This is a genomic window from Pseudactinotalea sp. Z1732 (genome assembly GCF_049724975.1).
Classification (GTDB): domain Bacteria; phylum Actinomycetota; class Actinomycetes; order Actinomycetales; family Beutenbergiaceae; genus CALKWS01.
The window spans coordinates 51,409-73,000 of sequence record NZ_JBMPQC010000002.1 but is presented as its reverse complement, the minus strand read 5'-3'; the positions used below and the strand labels follow the sequence as shown (position 1 = coordinate 73,000).

The 21,592-nt window shown below is 70.5% G+C and carries 16 protein-coding genes; 6 read left to right on the top strand and 10 right to left on the bottom strand.

Translation table 11 applies throughout. From position 1 onward, the window contains the following. Positions 1-109 precede the first annotated feature (109 nt). The 3 genes from ACPL7H_RS04165 to ACPL7H_RS04155 form a co-directional block, all read right to left on the bottom strand. Positions 110-871 (bottom strand): HAD family hydrolase, encoded by a 762-nt coding sequence (locus ACPL7H_RS04165; protein ID WP_424795859.1) that lies wholly within the window; start codon positions 869-871, stop codon positions 110-112. A 169-nt stretch (positions 872-1,040) separates the two neighbouring features. Next, positions 1,041-2,552 (bottom strand): glutamate--tRNA ligase, encoded by a 1,512-nt coding sequence (gene gltX / locus ACPL7H_RS04160; RefSeq protein ID WP_424795858.1) that lies wholly within the window; start codon positions 2,550-2,552, stop codon positions 1,041-1,043. A 124-nt stretch (positions 2,553-2,676) separates the two neighbouring features. Continuing rightward, positions 2,677-3,441: a fumarylacetoacetate hydrolase family protein gene (locus ACPL7H_RS04155; RefSeq protein WP_424788868.1), complete on the bottom strand. Its 765-nt coding sequence runs from the start codon at positions 3,439-3,441 to the stop codon at positions 2,677-2,679. 139 nt (positions 3,442-3,580) lie between these two features. Between ACPL7H_RS04155 and ACPL7H_RS04150 the strand changes: the two genes are divergently transcribed. Beyond that, on the top strand, positions 3,581-4,999 hold the full coding sequence (locus ACPL7H_RS04150; RefSeq protein ID WP_424795857.1) for a heparan-alpha-glucosaminide N-acetyltransferase domain-containing protein: 1,419 nt from the start codon (positions 3,581-3,583) through the stop codon (positions 4,997-4,999). Between the two features lie 56 nt (positions 5,000-5,055). Here ACPL7H_RS04150 and ACPL7H_RS04145 read toward each other — a convergent pair whose 3' ends face one another. Beyond that, positions 5,056-6,552 (bottom strand): DUF222 domain-containing protein, encoded by a 1,497-nt coding sequence (locus ACPL7H_RS04145; protein ID WP_424795856.1) that lies wholly within the window; start codon positions 6,550-6,552, stop codon positions 5,056-5,058. A gap of 159 nt (positions 6,553-6,711) precedes the next feature. Here ACPL7H_RS04145 and ACPL7H_RS04140 point away from each other — a divergent pair, with 159 nt between their 5' ends. From ACPL7H_RS04140 to ACPL7H_RS04125, 4 genes are all read left to right on the top strand, one after another. After that, on the top strand, positions 6,712-6,936 hold the full coding sequence (locus ACPL7H_RS04140) for a hypothetical protein (RefSeq protein WP_424795855.1): 225 nt from the start codon (positions 6,712-6,714) through the stop codon (positions 6,934-6,936). A 131-nt stretch (positions 6,937-7,067) separates the two neighbouring features. Then, positions 7,068-7,820, top strand: a complete 753-nt coding sequence (locus ACPL7H_RS04135; RefSeq protein ID WP_424795854.1) for a SurA N-terminal domain-containing protein — start codon at positions 7,068-7,070, stop codon at positions 7,818-7,820. A 176-nt stretch (positions 7,821-7,996) separates the two neighbouring features. Then, the gene (locus ACPL7H_RS04130; RefSeq protein WP_424795853.1) at positions 7,997-9,121 is read left to right on the top strand and encodes a hypothetical protein; all 1,125 of its coding nucleotides are present in this window, start codon (positions 7,997-7,999) and stop codon (positions 9,119-9,121) included. Between the two features lie 207 nt (positions 9,122-9,328). Then, positions 9,329-10,591: an MFS transporter gene (locus tag ACPL7H_RS04125; protein WP_424795852.1), complete on the top strand. Its 1,263-nt coding sequence runs from the start codon at positions 9,329-9,331 to the stop codon at positions 10,589-10,591. A 14-nt stretch (positions 10,592-10,605) separates the two neighbouring features. Here the strand turns inward: ACPL7H_RS04125 and ACPL7H_RS04120 are convergent, their stop codons facing one another. Next, a complete protein-coding gene (locus tag ACPL7H_RS04120) occupies positions 10,606-12,027 on the bottom strand; it encodes an L-lactate permease (protein WP_424795851.1) in 1,422 nt (473 codons plus the stop codon). Between the two features lie 260 nt (positions 12,028-12,287). Between ACPL7H_RS04120 and ACPL7H_RS04115 the strand changes: the two genes are divergently transcribed. Beyond that, positions 12,288-15,728, top strand: a complete 3,441-nt coding sequence (locus ACPL7H_RS04115; RefSeq protein WP_424795850.1) for an SNF2-related protein — start codon at positions 12,288-12,290, stop codon at positions 15,726-15,728. Between the two features lie 18 nt (positions 15,729-15,746). Here ACPL7H_RS04115 and ACPL7H_RS04110 read toward each other — a convergent pair whose 3' ends face one another. From ACPL7H_RS04110 to ACPL7H_RS04090, 5 genes are all read right to left on the bottom strand, one after another. Next, a complete protein-coding gene (locus tag ACPL7H_RS04110) occupies positions 15,747-17,165 on the bottom strand; it encodes a plasmid pRiA4b ORF-3 family protein (protein ID WP_424795849.1) in 1,419 nt (472 codons plus the stop codon). Between the two features lie 82 nt (positions 17,166-17,247). Next, complete coding sequence (locus tag ACPL7H_RS04105) at positions 17,248-18,234, bottom strand: GNAT family N-acetyltransferase (RefSeq protein WP_424795848.1); 987 nt, start codon at positions 18,232-18,234, stop codon at positions 17,248-17,250. 102 nt (positions 18,235-18,336) lie between these two features. Continuing rightward, complete coding sequence (locus tag ACPL7H_RS04100) at positions 18,337-19,491, bottom strand: acyl-CoA dehydrogenase family protein (RefSeq protein ID WP_424795847.1); 1,155 nt, start codon at positions 19,489-19,491, stop codon at positions 18,337-18,339. 48 nt (positions 19,492-19,539) lie between these two features. After that, entirely contained in the window at positions 19,540-20,808 is a 1,269-nt protein-coding gene (locus ACPL7H_RS04095; protein WP_424795846.1) for an AGE family epimerase/isomerase, read from the bottom strand. Then, entirely contained in the window at positions 20,805-21,584 is a 780-nt protein-coding gene (locus tag ACPL7H_RS04090; protein WP_424795845.1) for an SDR family NAD(P)-dependent oxidoreductase, read from the bottom strand. Before ACPL7H_RS04090 ends, ACPL7H_RS04095 begins: the two co-directional genes overlap by 4 nt. Positions 21,585-21,592: the final 8 nt, after the last annotated feature.

Below are 21,592 nucleotides of genomic sequence, written 5' to 3'. Positions count from 1 at the left end.
GCGCCCTGCCCGGGCGGCAAGTGCCGGACGAGCCACGAACCGAGTGCATCGGCCCGGACGCGTCCAGCCGGTCGTGGACCGCGCTCGCTCTGCGTCCGGGTTCCTGCGGTCAGGGTTCCAGCAACACCGTGAGTTCGGACAGGCCGGAGATCACCTCGATGCCCTCCGCGCGTGCCGCCTCGGGATCCTCGGCGAAGGCTCCCCCACGCCGTCGACCGGGGCGGTCCAACCACACTCCACGCAGGCCCGCGGCGCGGGCGGCACGAGCGTCGAGGTCCAGTTCGTCGCCGACGTAGACCGTGGCGGCCGCGTCGGTGCCGAGCAGCCGGCAGGCCTCGGTGAAGACCCGCGGGTCGGGCTTTCCCACACCGAAGGTGTCCAGGGTGACCAGCAGGGGCACGTCATCGGCCAGGCCGCACCGACGCAGTTTCTGCTCCTGCGTCGCCCGCTGCGCGTTGGTCACCGCGCCGACGGCCAGGCCACGGCCGGACACCTCGCGCACGCAGGCCAGGGCGTCGTCGAACGGGCGCCAGGCCGCCGCGAAGGCCTCGTTGTAGCGGGCATCCCACCGCGCGAACAGGTCATCATCGTCGTGCAAGGGCGGACCGCCGAATGCCTCGTGAAGCTCGGCGGCACGCGCCCGGCGCTGCTCGGTGTGCGTGATCTCGCCGCGGGTGAAGCGCCGGTAGTAGCCGCGGGCGTCGGCACGCCACAGGGCCAGCATCTCGGCGTGCTCCTCAACACCGACGTGGGGCAGGTACTCCTGTGCGACGGCCTCGATCGCCGCCGCGAACGCCCCGGCGGTGTCCACCAGGGTGTCATCGACGTCGAACAGCACGGCCTCGACGCCGGGTCGGTCTGCTGCAGCCACCGCAGGCTCCCGGTCTCCCCGGCTTCCCCGGTCTCCCCGGTCTCCCTGGTCTCCCCGGTCTCCCTGGTCTGGCCGGTCTCCCTGGTCTCCCCGGTCTGGGTCACCCGCCCGGAACGACCCAACACCCGCGGCACCGAACGCGGGATCCGCGCGCACGCCGTCGGGCCTGCTAGTCATCCAGGTCGGCGCGCAGGGAGCGCAACCGCGCGAGCGACTCATCCTTGCCGAGGATCTCCATGGACTCGAACAGCGGCGGGGAGACCCGCCGGCCGGACAACGCCACCCGCAACGGGGTGAAGGCGAACCGCGGCTTGATCCCCATGCCCTCCACGATCGCCTCGCGCAGGAGGTGCTGGGTGTGGCCGGCACCGAAGTCCTGGCTCGGCTCCAGCGCGGCGACGGCAGCATCGAGCACGTCAGCGGCCTCGGGACGCAAGGCGTTGATCGCATCCTCCTCCCGGGGCAGGTCGGCGTGCGTGCGGAAGAGGAACCCGAGCATCCCCACCGACTCCCCCAGCAGCACCATGCGCTCCTGGATCAGCGGAACAGCCTGGGTGAGCAGGTGCTGTTCAGCCTCGTCGAGGCCATCCCAGGTCTCCGCGCCGACCAAGCCGGCCTCGTGCAGGTAGGGCACCACCCGGGCGCCGAGCTCGGTCACGTCGAGCAACCGCAGGTGGGAGGCGTTGATGGCCTCGGCCTTCTTCACATCGAACCGCGCCGGGTTGGGGTTGACGTCGGCGATGTCGAACGCGGTCACCAGTTCCTCGCGGGTGAAGATGTCCCGGTCCGGTGCGATCGACCAGCCCAGCAGGGCCAGGTAGTTCAGCAACCCCTCGGGCAGGAAGCCCCGCTCACGATGGGTGAACAGGTTGGACTCGGGATCGCGTTTGGACAGTTTGCGGTTGCCCTCACCGCGCACCAGCGGCATGTGCCCGAACGCCGGCACCGCCTGCGCCAGCCCCAGGTCGATCAGCGCCCGCCACAGCACCACCTGGCGCGGGGTGGAGGAGAGCAGGTCCTCACCGCGCAACACGTGGGTGATGCCCATCAGGGCGTCGTCGAGGGGGTTGACCAGGGTGTACAACGGCTGACCGTTGCCGCGCACGATCACGAAGTCCGGGACCGAGCCGGCCGCGAAGGTGATCTGCCCGCGAATGAGGTCGTCCACCACGATGTCGGTTTCGGGCATCCGGATCCGCAGCACCGGGGTGCGGCCGGCGTCGCGGTAGGACTGCTTCTGCTCCTCGGTCAGGTCGCGGTCGAATCCGTCATAGCCGAGTTTGGGGTCCCGCCCGGCCGCCCGGTGGCGCTCCTCGATCTCCTCCGCGGTGGAGAAGGACTCATAGGCGTGCCCGGCGGCAAGCAGTTGGGCGGCAACGTCGGAGTAGATGTCCATCCGCTGCGACTGCCGGTAGGGCCCGTGCGGTCCGCCGACCTCCACGCCCTCATCCCAATCCAGGCCCAGCCAGCCCAAGGCGTCGAGCAGCTGGCGGTAGGACTCCTCGCTGTCCCGGGCGGCGTCGGTGTCCTCGATCCGGAACACGATCCTGCCGCCGTGGTGGCGGGCGTAGGCCCAGTTGAACAGGGCGGTGCGGATCAGGCCGACGTGCGGGGTGCCGGTGGGTGAGGGGCAGAACCGCACACGCACATCGGCGCCGGTTGCGAAGTCTGGGGTAGCCATGATCCCCCACCCTATCGAGCAACTCGCCCCGCCTAGATCCTCATCTCAGCGCCCAGATCGGACGCCTCGTGACGACACCGGCAGCACGCCGGCGACGTCCACAGGCGAGGTGGCAGGACCGCGACTAGCGCCGCATCACCGGGTTTGCCAGGGTCCCGATGCCCTCGACCTCCACCTCCACGCGCTGACCGGCCTCGATCGGGCCGACCCCCGCGGGGGTTCCGGTGAGCAGGACGTCGCCGGGCAGCAGGGTGAACAGCGAGGAGGCGTAGGCAATCAGCTCCGGCACCTTGTGCACCATCTGGGCGGTGGAGCCGTCCTGCCGCAACTCACCGTCCACCCGGGCCTGCACCCGCAGGTCTGCCACGTCCAGGTCCATCGTGATGACCGGGCCGAGGGGGCAGGAGGTATCGAACATCTTGCCCCGGGTCCAGGTCTTGTCCTCGGACTGCACATCGCGCGCGGTGACGTCGTTGGCCACCGTGTAGCCGAAGATCACATCGCCTGCGCGCTCGGCCGGCACGTCCTTGCAGATCCGGGAGATGACGACGGCGAGCTCGGCCTCGTGATGCACCTCGCTGGAGTAGGACGGCAGCAGGATCGGGTCATCTGGTCCGATAACCGCGGTGTTCGGCTTGAGGAACACCAGCGGCCGCTGCGGCACCTCGTTGCCCAGTTCGGCGGCGTGCTCGGCGTAGTTGCGCCCGATCCCCACCACCTTCGACCGGGGGATCACCGGGGCGAGCAGCCGTACCGAGTCGATCGGCACCCGCTGGCCAGTGGGGTCGATCGGGGTGTACAGCGGGTCGCCGGAGAGCACCACCAGGTCGTTGTCGTCGACCACGCCATAGCGCGGGTCATCACCGAGGGCGAACCGTGCGATCTGCATGATCCTCACCCTACTGCCACCGCCCGCGCCCCTCACCAGCCCGTATGCGGCCACACGACCCGCCGGTTCCGTGGGATCGCCGGGCTCACGGGCGCATGCCCGGTCTCGCCGCGCCATGCGCAGTCGGTACCGTGGGCGGATGCAGACGAGAGCGCGCACGCGCATCGTAGGGGTCGACACCGCCCGCGGGCTGGCGGTGCTGGGCATGTTCGTGGCGCACCTGGGGATGGAGCGCCACAGCGAGATCTGGACCACCACCGGCTGGTTCTCCCTGGGCGATGGGCGGCCCTCGGCGCTGTTCGCGATGCTGGCCGGGATCGGACTGGTCTTCATGACCCGCCGCGCCCAGGACGACCCGGCCAGGTTCGCCTTCCAGCGCGGTCGGATCCTGCGCCGGGCCCTGATCCTGTACCTCCTCGGCTACGGCCTGGTGTTCCTGGGCACCCCGGTGGCGGTGATCCTGCCCGCCTACGCGGTGTTGTTCGTCGTGGCTGTGCCGTTCCTACGAATGAGCGCCGTGGCGGTGCTCGGGTGCGCCGGCATCGTGCTAGCGATCGGACCGCAGGTCCTGGTCCTGACCCGGCACGCCTTCCACGGTGAAGCCGGCCCGGTGCACGAACTGGCGCTGCTGCCCGGCTTGGCCGAGGTGTGGTCCGGCTACTACCCGGCGATCACCTGGTTGGCCTACATCCTGGTGGGCGTAGCGGTGGGCAAGGCCGACCTGCGCTCCCCGAGGGTGGCTACCGCCCTCCTTGGTATCGGGTCCGTGGTGGCCGCGCTGGGCTACGGCGCCGGAGCGTTCGCCGAAGGCGCTCTGGTCGGACGGGAGGGCACGATCGCCTTCGACCTGATCACCATCGAGCCGCATGCCAACTCGACCCCGGAGATGCTGGGCAACGCAGGCTTCGCCGTGGCCCTGCTGGGCCTCTGCCTGCTCGCGATGTCCCTGGCACCGCTGCGCGTGATCGCCGCTCCCCTGAACGCCGTCGGGGCGATGTCGCTGACGATCTACAGCCTGCACATCGTCTATATCGCCATCCTCGGCACCGACGCGGTCTGGTACCCGGTCTCGAACTGGCCGCTGATCTGGTTGGTGCTGGCCAGCCTGGCATTCGCCATCATCTGGCAGAAGACCTTGGGCCAAGGACCGCTGGAACGCCTGCTCGCCCGATTGATGGGTTCCCGCCGCCCCCCGGCGTCCGGACCGGGACCCACGCCCCCCGGATCGCACCATCAGGTTTCGCCGCAGTACCCGGCACCGGGGCAGCACCACGTTCCCCCTCCACCAGGGTCCGCCCAGTACCAGCCGCCGCAACGGCCCAGAGCATCGACGACGCCACCACCTGCCCCTGGCCCCCACTACCAACCCCCGCAGGCAGCGCCGGTGCAGCACCCGCCCAACCAGCAGCCCTACTATCCTGCGAGCCCCGACCCGCAGACCCCAGCAACACACCAGGTCCCCGTGCAGCACCAGGGTCCACCGCCATACCCACCGGCCGCACCGGCACCGCCATACCCACCGGCCGCACCGGCGCCGCCACCGCAACCCCGGGCCTAGCCGCACCGGGCAGGCCTGGGACCCAGCCGCGGGCGGCCGGGTGCGGGGCGGGGTAGTCAGGTGTGCCAGGTGACCCCGGCGGACGTCACGGTGGCCGTGACATCGTTCGCGTGCACATAGGTGTGGTGGCGCCCGCAGAGGAGCGCGCCGTTGTCCATGTCGGTCGGGCCGCCATCGGCCCAATGCCGGACGTGGTGAGCATCGCACCATTGCGGAGGAATCGTGCAACCCGGGTACGAGCAATGCTTGTCACGATGCCACAGCGCCCGATGCTGTCCAGGGGTGAACAACCTCTTGTCGTGCCCCATCTCGAGGATCTGACCCTCGGTGCCGAGCACGGCCGGAATGATGGAACCATCGCAGGCCAGCCGTCGCACCGTCGTCGGGGAGAGCACTTGTCCGGTCATGGTGATACCCGCACCATCGACGCACTCGGTCAGCGCGGTGAGCGGAATCGTCACCATCACCTGCGCCTTGGTGGTCTGCGAGACGCCCTCCGGAGCGGAGACACCGCGCCGGACGATCGTCAGGAGCGCGTCGGCTCGCCGTTGGGCGGGCGTTCGCGGATCGGCGGCGCCGTCGTCGTCCTTCTCGGGTGCCGACAACGCAGAGATCGCCGCATCCACAACGGCCGCGCCTTCGGGCTCGACGACGAGTCGGTACTCCGTCAGGTCCTCACCCACCGGGAGGGAGTGCAGGGAGCGGAAGGTTCGCCCACGCCGTTCGGACTCCTCCTTCTCCCGGGCAGGTTTGATGATCTTGCGCGAGGTCCCCAGGACTACGCGCAGCTGTCGGTCGGTCCAGCCGTGCTTGCGGATCACCGACTCCGGATCCCGGTCGATCCCCAACGCATCCCGGGCCAGCCCACGTGGGCCGAAAGTGTCGGTGGCGCCCTGATTGATCGTCGTCATCGCCGCGGCCAGCGCGTCCGGGGGTGAGTGCGGAGCCACCTCGTCGTGGAACTGCACGATCGCCGCCGCCCGCGAGGGGCCCAACTCCGCCCGATCGAATGCGGCCAGCGTGCCGCGCAGGGGCGCGTCCTGCCTTGCCTGCCCGCCGTCCTGCTCGGCCCGCCCGTCGTCCTGCTCGGCCCGCCCGTCGTCGGCGGCGCCGCCCTGCGCTGGATCAAGCTGGGCGACGGCGCCACCCTCCTCCACGGCGCCACCCTCCTCCTGGGCGCCACCTGGCCCCGTGCCCAACCCGGGCCCACCGTTCAGCGTCCGGACCGCCTCGGCCAGTCGCACGGTCATCAGGGCGTGCCCCACCGGGGGCATCGGCGCTTGCCGACCTTGAGCCTGGGTCAGGTAATCCACTGGTGTCAGGCAGCGGTCGCGCGGAATCCCTCGGTCGATCACCTCAGCCGTGGCGCGCACCTCGGCCCGCGACAACTGGTGCCGTACCCGGCCCAGTGCACCCAACACCTCCACCAGGTCACCTTCGGGAACACGCCACCACTCCCCCTGGGCCAGCGCGTCCAGGGTCAGGGCCATCTGCGCCAGCAGCGACGGCGCTTGCGTCACCGTACCGACGTCGATGGTCTGGTCGTTGGCCATGGAACAACCGTACTAACGACCACCGACATTCGGTCGCCGAAGGGTCCCGGGCGACGGCAGGCGGTCTCACCCTGGAGGACCCCCGATGAGGCCGGTATCCTCGGTATCCTCGGTATCCTCAAGAAACCATGCACCTCAGCCAGAGCCGAGGAGGCGACCATGGCCAAGGATCGCAAGGCGAAGCGTGCTGAACGCCGGCGTGTGCGCGCCGCCCGCAGGATGTGGGACCAGGACCCGCGGAACCGGGCGCGGGAACGAGAACACCTGGCCGTCACGTGCGGGGAGCGGGTGTGGTCGCACCTGCGGAGTCAGGCGGCCCTCGGGCCCCGCGCGAACCTCAGTTCGCCGAACCCGCCCGGTGGGATCCTGATCGGGCGTTACTGACCACTGCGCCCTGCGACCACCGCCGGCGGCGTGACCAATCCCACCACCCCGGCCCCACCGTGAGGCCTGGGGTTCGGTGATCTGTGCGTGTTACGGTGCCCGGTCCGTCCTCTCTGAAAGGAACTCGCACTGTGACGAGGAAACTGCTGGCCACCGCCGCCACCGCCGCCGCCCTGATCGCCCTGGCCGCGTGCAGCGAATCCGCCCCGCAGGACCCCGGTCCCGAGGACGCCGAGGCACCGGGGATGGAAGAGCAGGACGGCATGCCCGAGATGCCGGAGATGCCCGAACCCGATGTCGAGGACGTCCCCGACGTGGTCGCCACGGTGAACGGCACCGACATCGCCGGCGACGAGTTCGTCACGCTGTACCAGATGCAGTTCCAGCAGATGGCGATGGAGTCCCAGGCGTCCGGGCAGGAGGTCGACCAGAACGAGTTGAAGTCCCAGACGTTGAACTCCATGGTCGACAGTGAGCTGCTGGTCCAGGACGCCCATCAGCGCGGATACGAGGCCAGCGAGGAGGACGTCGAGGCCCTCCTGGAGCAGACCGCCACATCCAACCAGATGGAGTCGGTGGAGGAGTTGCTGGGCGTCTACGCCGAACAGGGCGTCACCGAGGAACAGGTCCGGGACGATGCCCAGACCCAGTTGCTGGTCCAGGAACTGGTCGAGAACGACATCGAGGTCGACGAACCCACCGACGAGGAGGTCGTCGAACTCTACGAGTCCATGGGTCTGGGTGAGGACGAGGAGAACGGCTACGAACTGGAGGAGATCCGCCCGGAACTGGAGGCCCAGGTGCGTAACCAGAACCGCTCCGAGGCGGTCGGAGCCCACGTGGATGATCTTCGCAGCGACGCCGAGGTGCAGACCTACCTGTGACGCGGTCCCGGGCAACACGCCACGGGCACGATCGACACGCGGCCGACCCCGCTCGGTAGGGGCACCCGCATGGGACCAAGGCCCCCTGCCGGCGCCGGAATACCTCCATAGGCTGGTGCCATGCCCACGTGGGTGACGCGCACGCCCCATTCCGTCCCAGTCAAGGAGGAGGCCCCATGGCCCTGCACACCGACATCCCCACCTCGGCCGACATCGAGCGGCTCGCCGCCGTACGCGACGAGCCCTGTGTGTCGATCTACCTGCAGACCTCACCGGTCAGCGCGGACAACGAGGCGGCTCGCATCGAGTTGCGCAACGCGATCAGCGACGCCGCCAACCAGTTGACCGAAGCAGGGGTGGAGCGTCGCCTGATCGAGGCGATCACCGAGCACGCCGAGGCGCTGCGCGCCGATGCGTCGTTCTGGAACTACCTGTCGAACTCCCTGGCGATCTTCCTCACTGCCTCCGAGACGCACACCTTCCGCCTGCCGAGCACGTTGACGAGCGTGCACGAGGTCTCCGACCGCTTCCACATCAAGCCGATCCTGCGCGCAGTCACCTTCCCGCACACTGCGTTCGTGCTGGCGTTGTCGGCGAACGCCGCCCGGTTGGTGGAGATCACCGCGGACTCCCCCGCGTTCGAGGTCTCGGTGGACGAGTTGCCCGAGAGCCTCGAGGACGCCGTCGGCGGCACCGATGACCCGAACCGCCAATCCTTCGCCCGGATGTCCTCCGGGGACACCGAGCGGGTCCGGCTCACCCAGTACGCCCGCATGGTCGATCGCGCTCTGCGCCCGCTGCTTCCCGACGTGCGCGTGCCGTTGATCCTGGCCGCGGCCGAACCGCTGGCCAGCATCTACCGGTCGGTCTCCAGCTCCACGAACCTGGCCGGCCAGGGCATCGAAGGGAACCCGGATCAGCTCGACGACGCCGCCCTTGCGGAGGCGGCGCGGACGATCATGGACCGGCTCTACGCTGACGAGATCGCCGCCGTCGCGCAGGATCTGAACGAGGACTACCCGCGCGAGCGCGTGGCGCTGGACACCCAGCAGGTGGCCCGGGCCGCCACGTTCGGGGCCGTGGACACCCTGCTGGTGGACATCGACAGCCACCAGGGCGGGTTCCTGGACGAGGCCGACGGCGCGCTGACGCTCTCCGCCTCCCCCGATGCCCTGGACTACGGCGTGGCGGACGAGATCGCCCGGCGCGCCCTACGCACCGGCGCCAGGGTGCTGGCGGTACGGGCCGAGGACATCCCCGGGGACGGACCCGTCGCGGCGCTGCTGCGCTACCCGATGTGAGGCCCACCAGGGCCTGCGTGCACCCGCCAGTGCGTGCGCACCCACCCGGGTGAGCCTCCCCCCACCGAAGGTGAGGCCCGACGACGGCGGGCCGGGGTGGCCGGAGAAGCGGAACCGCCCCGCCCGCTCACCTGGTGAACGCGGCGCGCGGGATCACCGGGCCGCGGCGTAGCATGCCCTGGACGTCACGCCTGCAAGAGAGGATCCATGCCCACGCCCCGGACCCCACGAGCCCGCGGCGGGCAGCCACCGATCTGGACGCGCGACTTCACCCTGGCCACAAGCACGAACCTGCTGCTGGCGATGGTGTTCATGGCCTCCATCGTCACGATGGCCCCCTACGCCGTCCGGGAACTGGGCGCGACCGAACCGCAGGCGGGCGCGGTGGCGAGCATCTTCGTGGTCGGCGCGCTGCTCACCCGGCCCTTTGCGGGGCGATACCTGGACGTGCTCGGACGGCGGCGCATCGTCGTCGTCGGGATCGGTCTGCAGGTGGGCGCACTGGCGCTGTACTTCCTCGCCGACACCCTGGCCCTGCTGCTGGTGGTGCGGGTGCTGCACGGGATGGCCTTCGGGCTGGTCAACACCGCGATGGCGGCCTCGGTCATTTCCCTGCTGCCGCCACGGCGCCGCTCCGAGGGCACCGGCTACTTCGGGATGAGCGGCGTGATCGCCGGCGCGGTCGGCCCGCTGTACGGGGTACCGGTGCTGATGGGACCGGGCCCACAGGTCCTGTTCGCCGTCTTCACCGGGCTGGCGGTGCTGGCATTCAGCCTCTCGTTGCTGCTGCGGCTGCCCAGTCCGGCCGCCCCAGCCCCTCGCCCGCGCCCGCGGGCACGGCGACGCTCGGTAGGCCCGGTGCTACGGTCCCTGCTGGAGCCGACCGTGATCCCGGTGGCCTCGGTGATGCTGGTGGCCGGGGCGGCCTTCTCCTCGGTGATAACGTACATGAGCCTGTACACCCCATCGCTGGGGATGGAGGAGATGACCACGGTGTTCTTCGTGGTCTACTCCGCGTCGGTGCTCCTGGTGCGGCCCTTCGCCGGACGCCTGCACGATTCCCGCGGGGACAACACCATCATCTACCCGTCGCTGCTCTCCCTCGCGGTAGCCCTGGCCGTGATCAGCGTCGCGCGCACGCCGGCGGTGCTACTGCTCGGTGCGGTGTTCCTCGCGCTCGGATTCGGCACCCTGATGAGTTCGATGCAGGCCATCGCGGTGACGCTGGCCCCACGGGACCGGGTGGGGGTCGCCACCGCGACGTTCTTCCTGATGCTGGACATCGGCACCGGCCTGGGCCCGATCCTGCTGGGCTTCGCGGTGGCCTACCTGGGGTATTCACCGATGTACCTGGTGATGGCGGCGATCACGCTGGTGGCGGTGGGACTGTACTACCTGACGCACGGTGGCACCCCCAACCGTCGGAGCGGACCGCTGCCGGACGATCCGCCCGAAGTCACCGACCAATAGGGTCGCACGCGCGCTCATCCGATCAGCAGCGTCGCGGCCCCCAGGATCGCCACGGCCACCGTGATCGCCCCTGCCAGCACCGCGACGTAGCGCGCGGGGAACCGCTCCCCGGCAGGCAGCGCAACCGCCGTGGCGAGCGCGATCCGTGCGGGTGAGGCGTTCATCCCGAAAGACGCGGCCACGTTCTGGGCCGCCAGGGGGACTATCGGGCTGGTGTCCAGCCCGAGGGCGGCCGTGGTGGTGGCGGTGGAGAACATGGCGGCCGAACCGGTGTTGGAGCCGGTCAGGTAACCACCCAGGGCCCCGATGGCGGGGATCGTCGCGAGAAATCCGATCCCCATCTGTGCGGCAGTGACCGCCAGGTAGTCGGCCATCCCGGTGACAGCCATCACGATGCCCAACGCCAGGAACATCACCGCCGTGCCACCGGGGCGCAGCCAGCGCCTCAGCACCTGGATCGCCATCGCCGGGCGCTCCACCCTCGGGATCCCGAGCAGCACCGGAGCCAGCATCGCGGAGGCCACCAGCCACAGCGCCGGACTGGCCAGCCACGCCAGTCCCGCCGGATCCCCCGCGATCGCCAGCGCGGCGGTGGTCACCAGGATCCCGCCGACCAGCAGCAGGTAGGGCCGCACGCCCCTGCGCAGCCGGGTGGTGATCGCCGGGAGCGGCCCGTAGCTGATGCGGGTCAGGACAAGCAGCACCACGATCACCACCAGCGCGGTCAGCACACCGGTCAGCGGCGGACCCACCAGCAGGCTCGCCCCGATCAGGCCCGCCCACTGAAGCGCCACCACGACGGCGGCGAGCACCACCCGCCGTGCACCGACCCGACCACCGGCCAGGGCCAGCACCCCGACCATGCTCACCACCAGCACCGGAAGGCTCAGCAGGGCCGACCACACACCGAGGTCGGCGAAGTCCACCCCACCCAGTCGGGAGGCCACCAGCATGCCCGGGGCCAGCGATCCCCAGGGCGCGGTGACCATGCCGAGCAGCCCCACCGTCACCGCCCGCACCGGTGCCAGTCCGTGCCTGATCAGCAGCGGTGCGGAGATCACCAGCCCGATCCCGAACCCCGTGACGGCCTCCAGGAACGGGGTGAGCCCGTAGACCAGGAGCAGCAGCGACACGGTGCGGTCCTGGCCGGCCTCCGCGCGATCGAGCCAGTCGGCGATGGCGTCCTGCCCGCCGCTGCGGGCCATCGCCTCGGCCAGCCCCAACCCGCCCAGGATGATCAGCGCCACCGCGAGCACGGTCGGGCCCATCTGGGCCGCCGTCGCCGCCACCGCCTCACCCGTGGGCGCGAAGACGGTGGAACCGCCGAGCAGGGCGACCGCGAGCCCGGCGACACCGGCCCAGAGGGCGGGGATCCGGACGGCGCGCATCCCGAGGACGACGGCGAAGGGCGCCAGGGCAAGGATGAGTTCAGTCATGTTGTGGCTCGGCAGGTGCCGGGCCAGATGTCGGTGACCACGGTGATCACCGGCCCGGACGGCCCGGTCAGTATCGCCCGGCGCCGCAAACACCGGCAAATAGCGGTTGTCCACCACCGCACCGCCCGCCCCCGGTCATCCACCAACGCCGTGCCCGCCCCCGGTCATCCACCAACGCCGTGCCCGGCCCCGGTCATCCACCAACGCCCTGACCCGCTCCTGCTGTCCACCGCTGCCGCAGGCGCCGAGGTGAGATGTGGGTGGCACCATCTAACGTGGACGGCGTGGACACCGGCATCGAGCTGATCGGGATCGTGGGCCCCAACACGTTCACCCGGGGCCGGGCCTACGCACGCCAGGGCCGGGCCGAGGTCCTGGAGCACGACCAGAACCGGTACGTGGCCGGCACCTGCCAGGGATCGGGCGGACGCACCTATCACGTGCGCGCGGAGTACCAGGTCACCTCGCACGGGCACGTCGATGAGATCGAGGGACAGTGCACCTGCCCGGTGCAGTTCGACTGCAAGCACGCCGTGGCCCTGCTGTTGACCGCGCGGCACCACACCCGCGAGCCCGCCCGCTCGCCCGCGCACTGGCAGAGCGTGCTCACCGAGGTCTTCGGTGAGCCGCAGCCCGCCACCTCCCCTCTGGCCCTGGCGGTGGAGTTCGACCCGCCGGATGCGGGAGCGCCTCCTCACTTCTCCTGGGCGGGCCGGGCCGAGGACGGCGCCTTGCGGGTACGACCGATGAGGCCGGGAAAGCGCAAGGCGTGGGTGAACGCCGGGGCCACCTGGTCGAGCGTGCGCGGTGGCCACATCAATGGTGCCGCCCGATCCCAGGTGGACGCCCTGGACGCGCTGCGCCGGATGGCCAACCAATCCAACCCGTGGTCGATGGGTGAGCCGGCCTGGATCAGCCTGGACCGCATCGACAACCCCGGCGTGTGGCCGATCCTGGAGCAGATCGTGGCCTCCGGTGTGGAACTGGTTGCCACCGACTACCGCGCCGTCATGATCGAGTCCGCCCCGGGTACGGCGCCGATCACCCTGACCGAGCACGACGGTGAGATCCGGGTCGGCGCTGTGCTCACCCACCCGAACGCGCCGGGAGCCGGGCAGAGTCTGACGGCGATCGGCACCCCGCCCCACGGCCTGATCTGGACCGATGATGCAGGTCTGCACCTGGCTCCCCTGCCCCGCCCGGCGAGCTCGGCCTGGTCCGCCCTGCGCCGCACCGGCGCCCCGGTGCGCGTCCCACCGGCCGATCGTCGCCAGTTCCAGCGGGAGGTGCTGCCGCAGATCCTCCGGGAGACCTGGATCAGCCCCGATGACAGTTACATCCCGCCGCCGCCTCCTACCCCGGTGCTGCACCTGGAGGTTCAGGTCGTCACCGGCGCCGACGGCGTGGCTTCCGGCCCGAACGAACCGGCCACACCGCAGGCGGTGCTGGCCTGGACGGTGCACTACCGGGACGAGCACGGAGAGGGGTACGGCCCGCTCGACCTGCCCGGCGAGCAGACTGATCCGCGGCGCGACGCCGAGGCCGAGCGGGCCCTGTGCACCCGGGCCGCGGCGCTGCTGCGACCACTGCCCGGCACGGTCGACGACGAGCGGCCACGTCCGCGCGCGCAGGTGCACGGGCTGGCCGTGGTCACCCTGATCGATAACGTCCTTCCGCAGTTGCAGGAGGCAGGGGTGATCGTCACCGCCCGCGCGCTGCCGTCGTTCGCCCACGCCGGCGACCCGACGGTGCAGGTCTCGGTCACCGAGTCCGGGCGGGACTGGCTCGATCTGGACGTCACCATGACCGTGGCCGGGCGTGAGGTGCCGATCAGTCACGTCATCACAGCCCTGACCCGCGAACTCGACGCCCTCTTCCTTCCCGATGGCACCTATGTGCTCCTGGACGACCCCGAACTGGAACAACTCCGGGCGCTGCTGGCCGAGTCCCGCGAGATGGGCGACCAGCGTCGCAAGGCACTACGGGTTCCGCGCGTGCAAGTGTCCTGGTGGGAGGAGTTGCTGGCCCTCGGTCTGGTCTCTGCCTCGGAGCACGAGTGGTTCCGGGCGTTGCGGCATGCGGCGCAGCACCCGCCCGAACCCCCGCCGCTTCCGGCCGGTCTGCACGCCACGCTGCGGCCCTATCAACAGTCGGGCTATGAGTGGTTGGCCACCTTGCGCCGCAGCGGGCTGGGCGGGATCCTCGCCGATGACATGGGGCTCGGGAAGACGGTGCAGGTGCTGGCAATGATCCTGGATGAGCGCGCCCAGGCAGCCAACGTCGCAGCGATCACCGGGGGCGAGGAACCTGCCGGCACCGAGATCGTCCCCTCCTCGCTGGTAGTGCAGAACCCTCCAGCACCCGAAGCCACCGCCCCGAGTGGGCCGTGGCTCGTGGTCGCGCCGACGTCGGTGGTACCGAACTGGGTCGCCGAGGCCGCCAAGTTCACCCCGGATCTGCGCGTGGCACAGGTCAGCGCAACCGGGGCCCGCCGCGGGCGGACACTCGCCGAGGTGGCCGCTGAGACCGACGTCATCGTCACCTCCTACGCACTGCTGCGCCTGGAGGCGACCGAGTACGCCGAACTGGACGTGGCCGGCCTGGTGCTCGATGAGGCCCAACACGCCAAGAACCACACATCCAAGGCGTTCGCGAGCGCCAAGAAGGTCGCCGCCCCGCTCACCTTCGCCGTCACCGGCACACCCCTGGAGAACACCTTGGAGGAGTTGTGGGCGATGTCGGCGCTGGCCGCACCCGGCTTGTTGGGTAGCCCCGCACAGTTCCGAGCGGTCTACCGCCGGCCGATCGAGAGCGGGCAGGCGCAGGCACCGGACCTGATGTCCCGGCTGCGCCGCCGGATCGCCCCGTTCCTGTTGCGCCGCACCAAGGACCAGGTCGCCACCGATCTGCCCACCAAGCAGGAACAGGTGGTGCCGGTGGAACTGAACCCGGCACACCGGCGGCTCTACGACAAGCACCTGCAACTCGAGCGCCAGCGGGTGCTGCGCCTGGTGGAGGATCTGGACCGCAACCGGGTGGAGGTCCTGGCCGCTCTCACCCGGCTGCGACAACTGGCCATCGACGCGACCCTGGTGGAACCGGAGGCCACGGCGCAGAGTTCGAAACTCGAGGTGTTGCTCCCGCTGCTGCGCGAGGCGGCTGCGGAAGGGCACCGGGTGCTGGTGTTCTCCCAGTTCACCCGTTACCTCGGCCGGATCGCCGAGCGGTTGCGGGCCGAGGGCGTGGGGTATGCCTACCTGGACGGGTCCACCAAGCGCCGGGCTGCAGTGATCGAGGGCTTCGCCAAGGGCGATGATCCGGTGTTCCTGATCAGCCTCAAGGCCGGCGGGGTCGGCCTGAACCTGACCATGGCCGACTACGCCGTCCTGGCCGATCCGTGGTGGAACCCTGCGGTGGAGGCCCAGGCGGTGGATCGCACGCACAGGATCGGGCAGCGCCGGCCGGTGATGGTCTACCGGCTGGTGGCCACCAACACCATCGAGGAGAAGGTCCTGGCCCTGCAGGAATCCAAACGCGAACTCGTGGCCGGGGTGCTGGCAGAGGACGGTGCAGCCGGTGGAGGCGGCGCAGCCGAAACCACCGCCGAAGCCGAGGCCACGTTCTCGACCGCACCGAGCCCGGGGCGTACCACCGGGTCCGGCGCGCTCAGCGCCGCGGAGCTGCGCGAACTGCTCGCCTGAGCAGGTGCCGGATGCGGCTCAGGCGCGTAGCGCGGCGACCAGGAACTCTCGCCCGTGAGCGGTGGGGGTCCAGAGCAGGTCCCCGCGATAGCGCGGGAGCACATCACAGCGTCGCAGCACCGTCCGGGTCAGGTAACCACCCAGGCGCACGTCGAGCCCGTCGACCAGACCTTCATCGGTGCGCCAGCCCAGCGCCGAGACCGCATCGGCCAGTCTGTGGTCAACCCGGGACCGCTCCCTGCGCAGCCGGTCGGATTGCTCCGCCGGTTCCAGGACATCGACGTGCGTCACCACGTCCGGCTCCGCCACGGGTTGCCCGGCCAGGTCGAGCATCATCACGATGGCGCAGGCCCGGTCGAACTCGGTGCGGCCCAGCGGCAGCCGGCCCACCACGTGCTGCCACAGCGCCACCGGGTCGGCCATGAGACGCTTGCCGGCAGCGGTCACCGACAGCGTGCCCTTGGCCTTGCGCGCCAACCCGAGGGCCTGGATCATCTCGCGGAATTCGGTCACCCGGGGCGAGTGGGACTCCCGCTTGTGGGTGCCGGGACCCTCCCGCTGCAACTGCAGCCGCTGTGCCACGGCCGCCACATCGGCCGGCCGGAGGAGTCCGGCGGAGGTCAGCCGCAGACCGTCGGTGCCCACGTGCCGCAGGAACCAGATGAGCGGGTCCATCATCGCCGCGCAGGCATCCGGGTCAAGCCGGTTGGTGTGATCCAGACGCGCCAGGTGGGCCATCCGGGTCAGCAGCACCGAGCCACGGGCCTCCGCCTCGGCCATCACCTGCGACAACGGTGCACCGATGGGGGGAAGGGGGGTGGTGACGGCACGGACCCGGGCGTCTGCGGTGCGGACGTCGAAACGGTCCAGCAGGGCGAGGATCCGGGCCGGTTCCCGGGAGCCGAAGGTGAGGTGGATGACCTCTCGGTCCGCCTCCTCCAGATCGGCATCGGGGTCCTGGGCCAGTGCGGTCAGGTTCCGCCGTATGTGCATGTAGCCAGGGGCTCCGCCGCAGTCCTCCGGTGGACCGGCGCGCTCTCCGCCCAAGACGTGCGCCGCGTCGTCGGCGGGTGCCTCCTCGGTGACTTCCAGCACGGTGAGGCGGTGCTCCCAACCGTCCCCGAAGTCGTAGACGTATGTCGCCTGCGCCCCCTGGCCGGGTAGCAGATCGGCCACGGAGGCCTCGGCTTCCTCCTGCACCGAGGGCGCTTCCGGGAGGGGGGAGTCGAACACCTCCGGGGACTCCTGCCAGACCTGCACCTGGCCGCCGGCACCGGTACGGCGGAAGGCGTGCAGATGGGTATCCATCCACCCCATCGCCTCCTGCAGCACGCAGTGCAGGACCGGGAGCGGTCTGTCGGCACCGATGCGCACCTCCCGCCAGATCGGCGGGGTGACATCGTCCAGGTCGACCCGGACACGGTAGGTGGTGGGCACCGCCCCATCGTGCCCCACCTGAACCCGGATCGTGGCCGGATCGGACCTGCAACCCGCACGCGATATCGGCGGTGCGATTCGATCAGCCGACGTCGCGGATGTAGCGGGAGATCACCCGCACCTGCCGGTAGCCCACCGAGCGGTAGAGATGGTCGGCGCCGGTCGGGCTGGTGGAGTCCACCTCCAGTTCACTGACGCGGTACCCGGCGTCGCGCGCCGCGCGCAGTGCCGAGATCAGCACGTCCTTGGCCAGGCCCTGGCCGCGCACTTCCCGGCGCGTTCCGACCAGGTTAATGTGCACCACCCCGGGTTGGTACTCCCCCGCGATCGCGTAGGCCAGCACCCGGTCGCCGTCGAGGATCACGCGCGAGAGGTGCGGCCGCACGGTGGACATGGTGGCGAAGTGCTCCCAGTCCGAGGCGGAGATCTCACTGTGGTTGCGGTGGTCGCGGAAGGAGTCGTTGTGCGCCTCGCGCGTCGCAGCCTGCATCGCCGCATCCGGGGCGACGGCGCGGGTCACCGTGCCCGGGTCGGTCCAGGAGGCCAGGTCCACCTCCATGGTCAGGAAGTAGTTGTCCGGGGTGAAGCCGAAAGCCTCCAACAGGCGCTGGGTGGGCGAGTCGGCCGGGCCCCCGGAGGTGCGCAACCGCACCGGCTCACCGGGGAAGCGCTCGGCAGCCAGAGCCAAGGCCCGCTCCTGCAACCAGGTGAGCAACTGCGTGCCCAGACCCTGGCGGCGGTGCGCGGGGTGAATGTGCCCGTGCGTGCCCATCAGGGCCTTGCCCTCCACCAGCGTTTCGCGGCTGGACACCGCGCCCACGCCGATCAGATCCGCGCCCTTCCACACACTCATGGTGTCGGTGGCCGGATCGAATCTCGGTTGCTTGAAGGACTCGGCCAGGGCGTCCTGGGTGACCACCGCGCCGGTGCCATCGGCGAGGGCCACGGTGTTGTTCAACTCCGTGGCTGCCGCCACATCGTGCAGGGTCAGGGGCCGCCAGATCAGATCCACGGCGTTGACCTTAGCCTGCCCACGCACCGCAGCGGACCAGACCGTGGGATGGGACACACACGGGCGAACCGTCGGGGTCAGTCGCGTAGGTGAGCCGGCCGAGCGACGACTCGGGCGAGCACACGAGAGATGGGCAGGTGCGCCCGTCGAGGGCATGGTTTACGCGAGCCGGCCGAGCAGGTCCCGGGAGATGATCAGGCGCTGCACCTCGCTGGTGCCCTCATAGATCGTGGTGACCCGGGCATCGCGGTAGAGGCGTTCGGCCGGCACCCCACGGATGTATCCGGACCCACCCAGAATCTGCACGGCATGCCCGGTCGCGCGCACCGCCGTCTCGCTGGCGAACAGTTTGGCCATCGAGCACGCCACCCCGGCCTCCTGAGCGGCGTCCAGACGCGCGGCGCCGGACTCCAGCAGCAACCTGGCGGCCTGATACTCGGTGGCCATGTCCGCCAGGGTGAAGGAGACGGCCTGGAACGCCCCGATCGGCTGGCCGAACTGACTCCTGCCGATCGCGTAGTCGCGGGCGGTGTCCACCGCTGCACGGGTGATGCCGTTGGCGAGCGCGCCGATCCCCAGGCGCCCCTTCTCGAGCACCGACAGGACCGCGCCGAAGCCGGTGCCCTCGGCACCGAGCATGGCGGTGGCGGGCAGGCGGACGTTCCGGAACACGAATCCGCCCACCGGGGAGGCCCGCTGACCCATCTTGTGCTCGGTGTAAGCGCGCTCCACACCGGGCTGGTCCACGTCGACCAGGAACATCGACATGCCACCGCGCTTGCGCTTGGACGCATCCGTGACGGCCAGCACCATCGCGAAGTCAGCCACCGGTGCGTTGTGGATGAAGACCTTCTCCCCGTTCAGGATCCAGTCATCGCCGTCGCGCCGTGCCGTCGTCGCCAGGCCTCCGAGATCGGAACCGGCTGCGGCCTCGGTGAGTGCGTAACTGCAGCGCAGCGTGCCGGCCAGCAGCCCGGGCAGGTACTGCTCACGCTGGTCGGGGGTGCCGTGCGCCACCAGCAGCGAGGCCACCAGTTCCACCAGCCCGCACTGGTCGGCCACGCTGGCGTATCCGTAGGAGAGTTCCTCCATCACCGTGATGTAGTCGGCGACGGTTCCGCCGGCTCCCCCCTCGTCCTCAGCAACGGTGATGCCGAAGAGCCCGAGCCCACCCATATCCTGGTAGATCTCGCTCGGGAACCGCTCGGTCTCGTCGAGTTCGGCCACCACCGGGGCGATGCGGGCTGCGGTGAATTCGCGCACCATCTCCCGCAGGTCGTCGCTGGCTCCGGTCAAATCGGCGGGCGCCGTCATGGGATTCTCCTTCGGGGTGACGGCCGCGTCCGCGGCGTCGGTTCGGGGTTACTGCGGCCCATTGGTTGCGCCGCGGGCATGTTGGCGCCCGCGGGCAGGTGGTTCGGGAAGATGCACGGTCGTGGCGGTAAGCGCCCCGGCCAGTGACCGGGCCGGGAGCAGGACCGGCAGCAGGCAGGCCTGCACGGCGTGGTAGATGTCGGCCTTACCGGGCCTGATGCGGGTGGAGGGGGTCAGGTCCGGGCCGAGTTCGTGGTGCCAGGAGCCCCCGACGGTATCGATGTGGTGCTCCCTCGCGTAGCGCCACCACCGCTGCAACCAGGTGGGGTACTCGAGCAGTTGGGTGGTCTGACCCAGCACGCTCGCGGCCGCGAGCGCCTCGCACAGCACCCAATGCAGACGGTTGCGCACGATCGGTTCACCCTGCCAGTCCACGGTGTAGACGAACCCCTGCTCGCCGTCGACCGCCCAGGCGTCGGTGACGGCGCGGTGGAACAACCGCTCGGCCGCCGCGGTCAGGTCCGCATCGCCCTGCCCCAGGTGCACCAGCAGCCGGGCCCACTCGAAGGAGTGTCCGGGCGTGGCGCCATAGGGTTTGAACGGGTCCTCGCGCTGGTCCGCGTTGTGCTCCAGGTCGGGCCGCCAGTGTTCGTCGTAGTGCTCGGGCAGGCGCCACTCGTGATCGCGGGCGGCCGCGATCATCCGCTCGGAGATGCGGTGGGCCATCTGCGCCCAGCGCCCGTCGCCGGTGGCATCGGCGGCGGCGAGCAACGCCTCCACCCCGTGCATCGCCGAGTTGGCCCCGCGGTAGGGGCTCAGTGTGGTGAAGGTGCGGTCCCACTCCTCCACCAGCGCGCCCTGGGCCTCATCCCAGAACCGCTCGGTCAACACCCCCAGCGCTTCCTCCAGCAGTTCCCGCCCACCGCGCACGCCGGCGAGGGTGGCCGAGGCCGCCGCCAGCACCACGAAGGAGTGCGGGTAGGCCCATTTGGTCGACTGCACCGGCTCGGAAGTGGTCTCATCGACGGCCGTGAACCATCCGCCGTGGTCGGCGTCGCGGAAGACGTCGTTGAGCGCAGCGATGCCGTGGCGCACCATCTCGGTGGCGCCGCGGTGACCGGCGAGCGCGCCGAGGGCGTAGGTATGGGTCATCCGGCAGGTCACGTACAGCATCCGCGGGCGCCCGGGCATCGGCACACCGGTGGTGTCGAGCCATCCGAACCCGCCATGGGGCAGCCGCGCGCCGGTACCGAAGTCCAACAGGTGGGCGGCCTCGGTGAGCATCTCCTGGCTCAGCCCCGCGATCGGCGTGGTCATGACATCACCCCGCCACCGTTGACGTGCACCGTCTGGCCGGTGATGAAGGAGGCCTCGTCGCTGAGCAGGAACCGCACCGCCGGGGCCACCTCAGCGGCGCGGCCGAACCGGCCCTGGATCATCCTCGCGGTCTTACGGGCGCGCCACTCCTCGGGGTAGCCGACCGTCATCGCCGTCTCCAGCGGTCCGGGCGCCACGGCATTGCACCGGATATTCGGGCCCAGTTCGTGGGCGAGGGCGCGAGTCAGGCCGAGCAGGCCCGCCTTGGACGCGGTGTAGGCGCTGGCCTGTGATCCACCGTTGTAAGCCAGTTGGGAAGCGATCGAGACGATCGCGGCCGAGGGTTGGCGGCGCAGGTACGGCACCGCGATCCGGGTCACCCGGTGCGCCCCGTCCAGGTTCACCGCCATCGTGCGTTGCCACACCTCATCGGCGCGGGCGTCCTCCACGCCGACCTCGTGCAGCACCCCGGCATTGTTGACGACGGCATCCAGGCGGCCCCACGACCGCTCAGCGGCTTGCATTCCCGTGAGCACCGACGCCTCCGAGGTGACGTCCAAAGCCACGGCGTGCACGCCGTCGTCGGTGGTGGGCACGGCCTGCAGGTCGGCGGCCACCACACGGGCGCCGGCCGCGCGCAACGTGCTGATCAGTGCGGTGCCGAGGGCCCCGCCGGCACCGGTGACGAGCACCACCTGGTCGTCCAACCGGGCGAACGCATCGGGCACTGGGGAACCCGAAGGGTGACCTTCGGCGGAGGGGGTGGATCGCATCATCCCTGCAT

Coding starts and splice junctions, on each gene's coding strand:
- ACPL7H_RS04140 (WP_424795855.1), top strand. CDS start 6,712: ATGGCCAAGGATCGCAAGGCGAAGCGTGCTGAACGCCGGCGTGTGCGC.
- ACPL7H_RS04145 (WP_424795856.1), bottom strand. CDS start 6,552: ATGGCCAACGACCAGACCATCGACGTCGGTACGGTGACGCAAGCGCCG.
- ACPL7H_RS04120 (WP_424795851.1), bottom strand. CDS start 12,027: ATGACTGAACTCATCCTTGCCCTGGCGCCCTTCGCCGTCGTCCTCGGG.
- ACPL7H_RS04130 (WP_424795853.1), top strand. CDS start 7,997: ATGGCCCTGCACACCGACATCCCCACCTCGGCCGACATCGAGCGGCTC.
- ACPL7H_RS04095 (WP_424795846.1), bottom strand. CDS start 20,808: ATGACCACGCCGATCGCGGGGCTGAGCCAGGAGATGCTCACCGAGGCC.
- ACPL7H_RS04150 (WP_424795857.1), top strand. CDS start 3,581: ATGCAGACGAGAGCGCGCACGCGCATCGTAGGGGTCGACACCGCCCGC.
- ACPL7H_RS04100 (WP_424795847.1), bottom strand. CDS start 19,491: ATGACGGCGCCCGCCGATTTGACCGGAGCCAGCGACGACCTGCGGGAG.
- ACPL7H_RS04090 (WP_424795845.1), bottom strand. CDS start 21,584: ATGATGCGATCCACCCCCTCCGCCGAAGGTCACCCTTCGGGTTCCCCA.
- ACPL7H_RS04125 (WP_424795852.1), top strand. CDS start 9,329: ATGCCCACGCCCCGGACCCCACGAGCCCGCGGCGGGCAGCCACCGATC.
- gltX (WP_424795858.1), bottom strand. CDS start 2,552: ATGGCTACCCCAGACTTCGCAACCGGCGCCGATGTGCGTGTGCGGTTC.
- ACPL7H_RS04155 (WP_424788868.1), bottom strand. CDS start 3,441: ATGCAGATCGCACGGTTCGCCCTCGGTGATGACCCGCGCTATGGCGTG.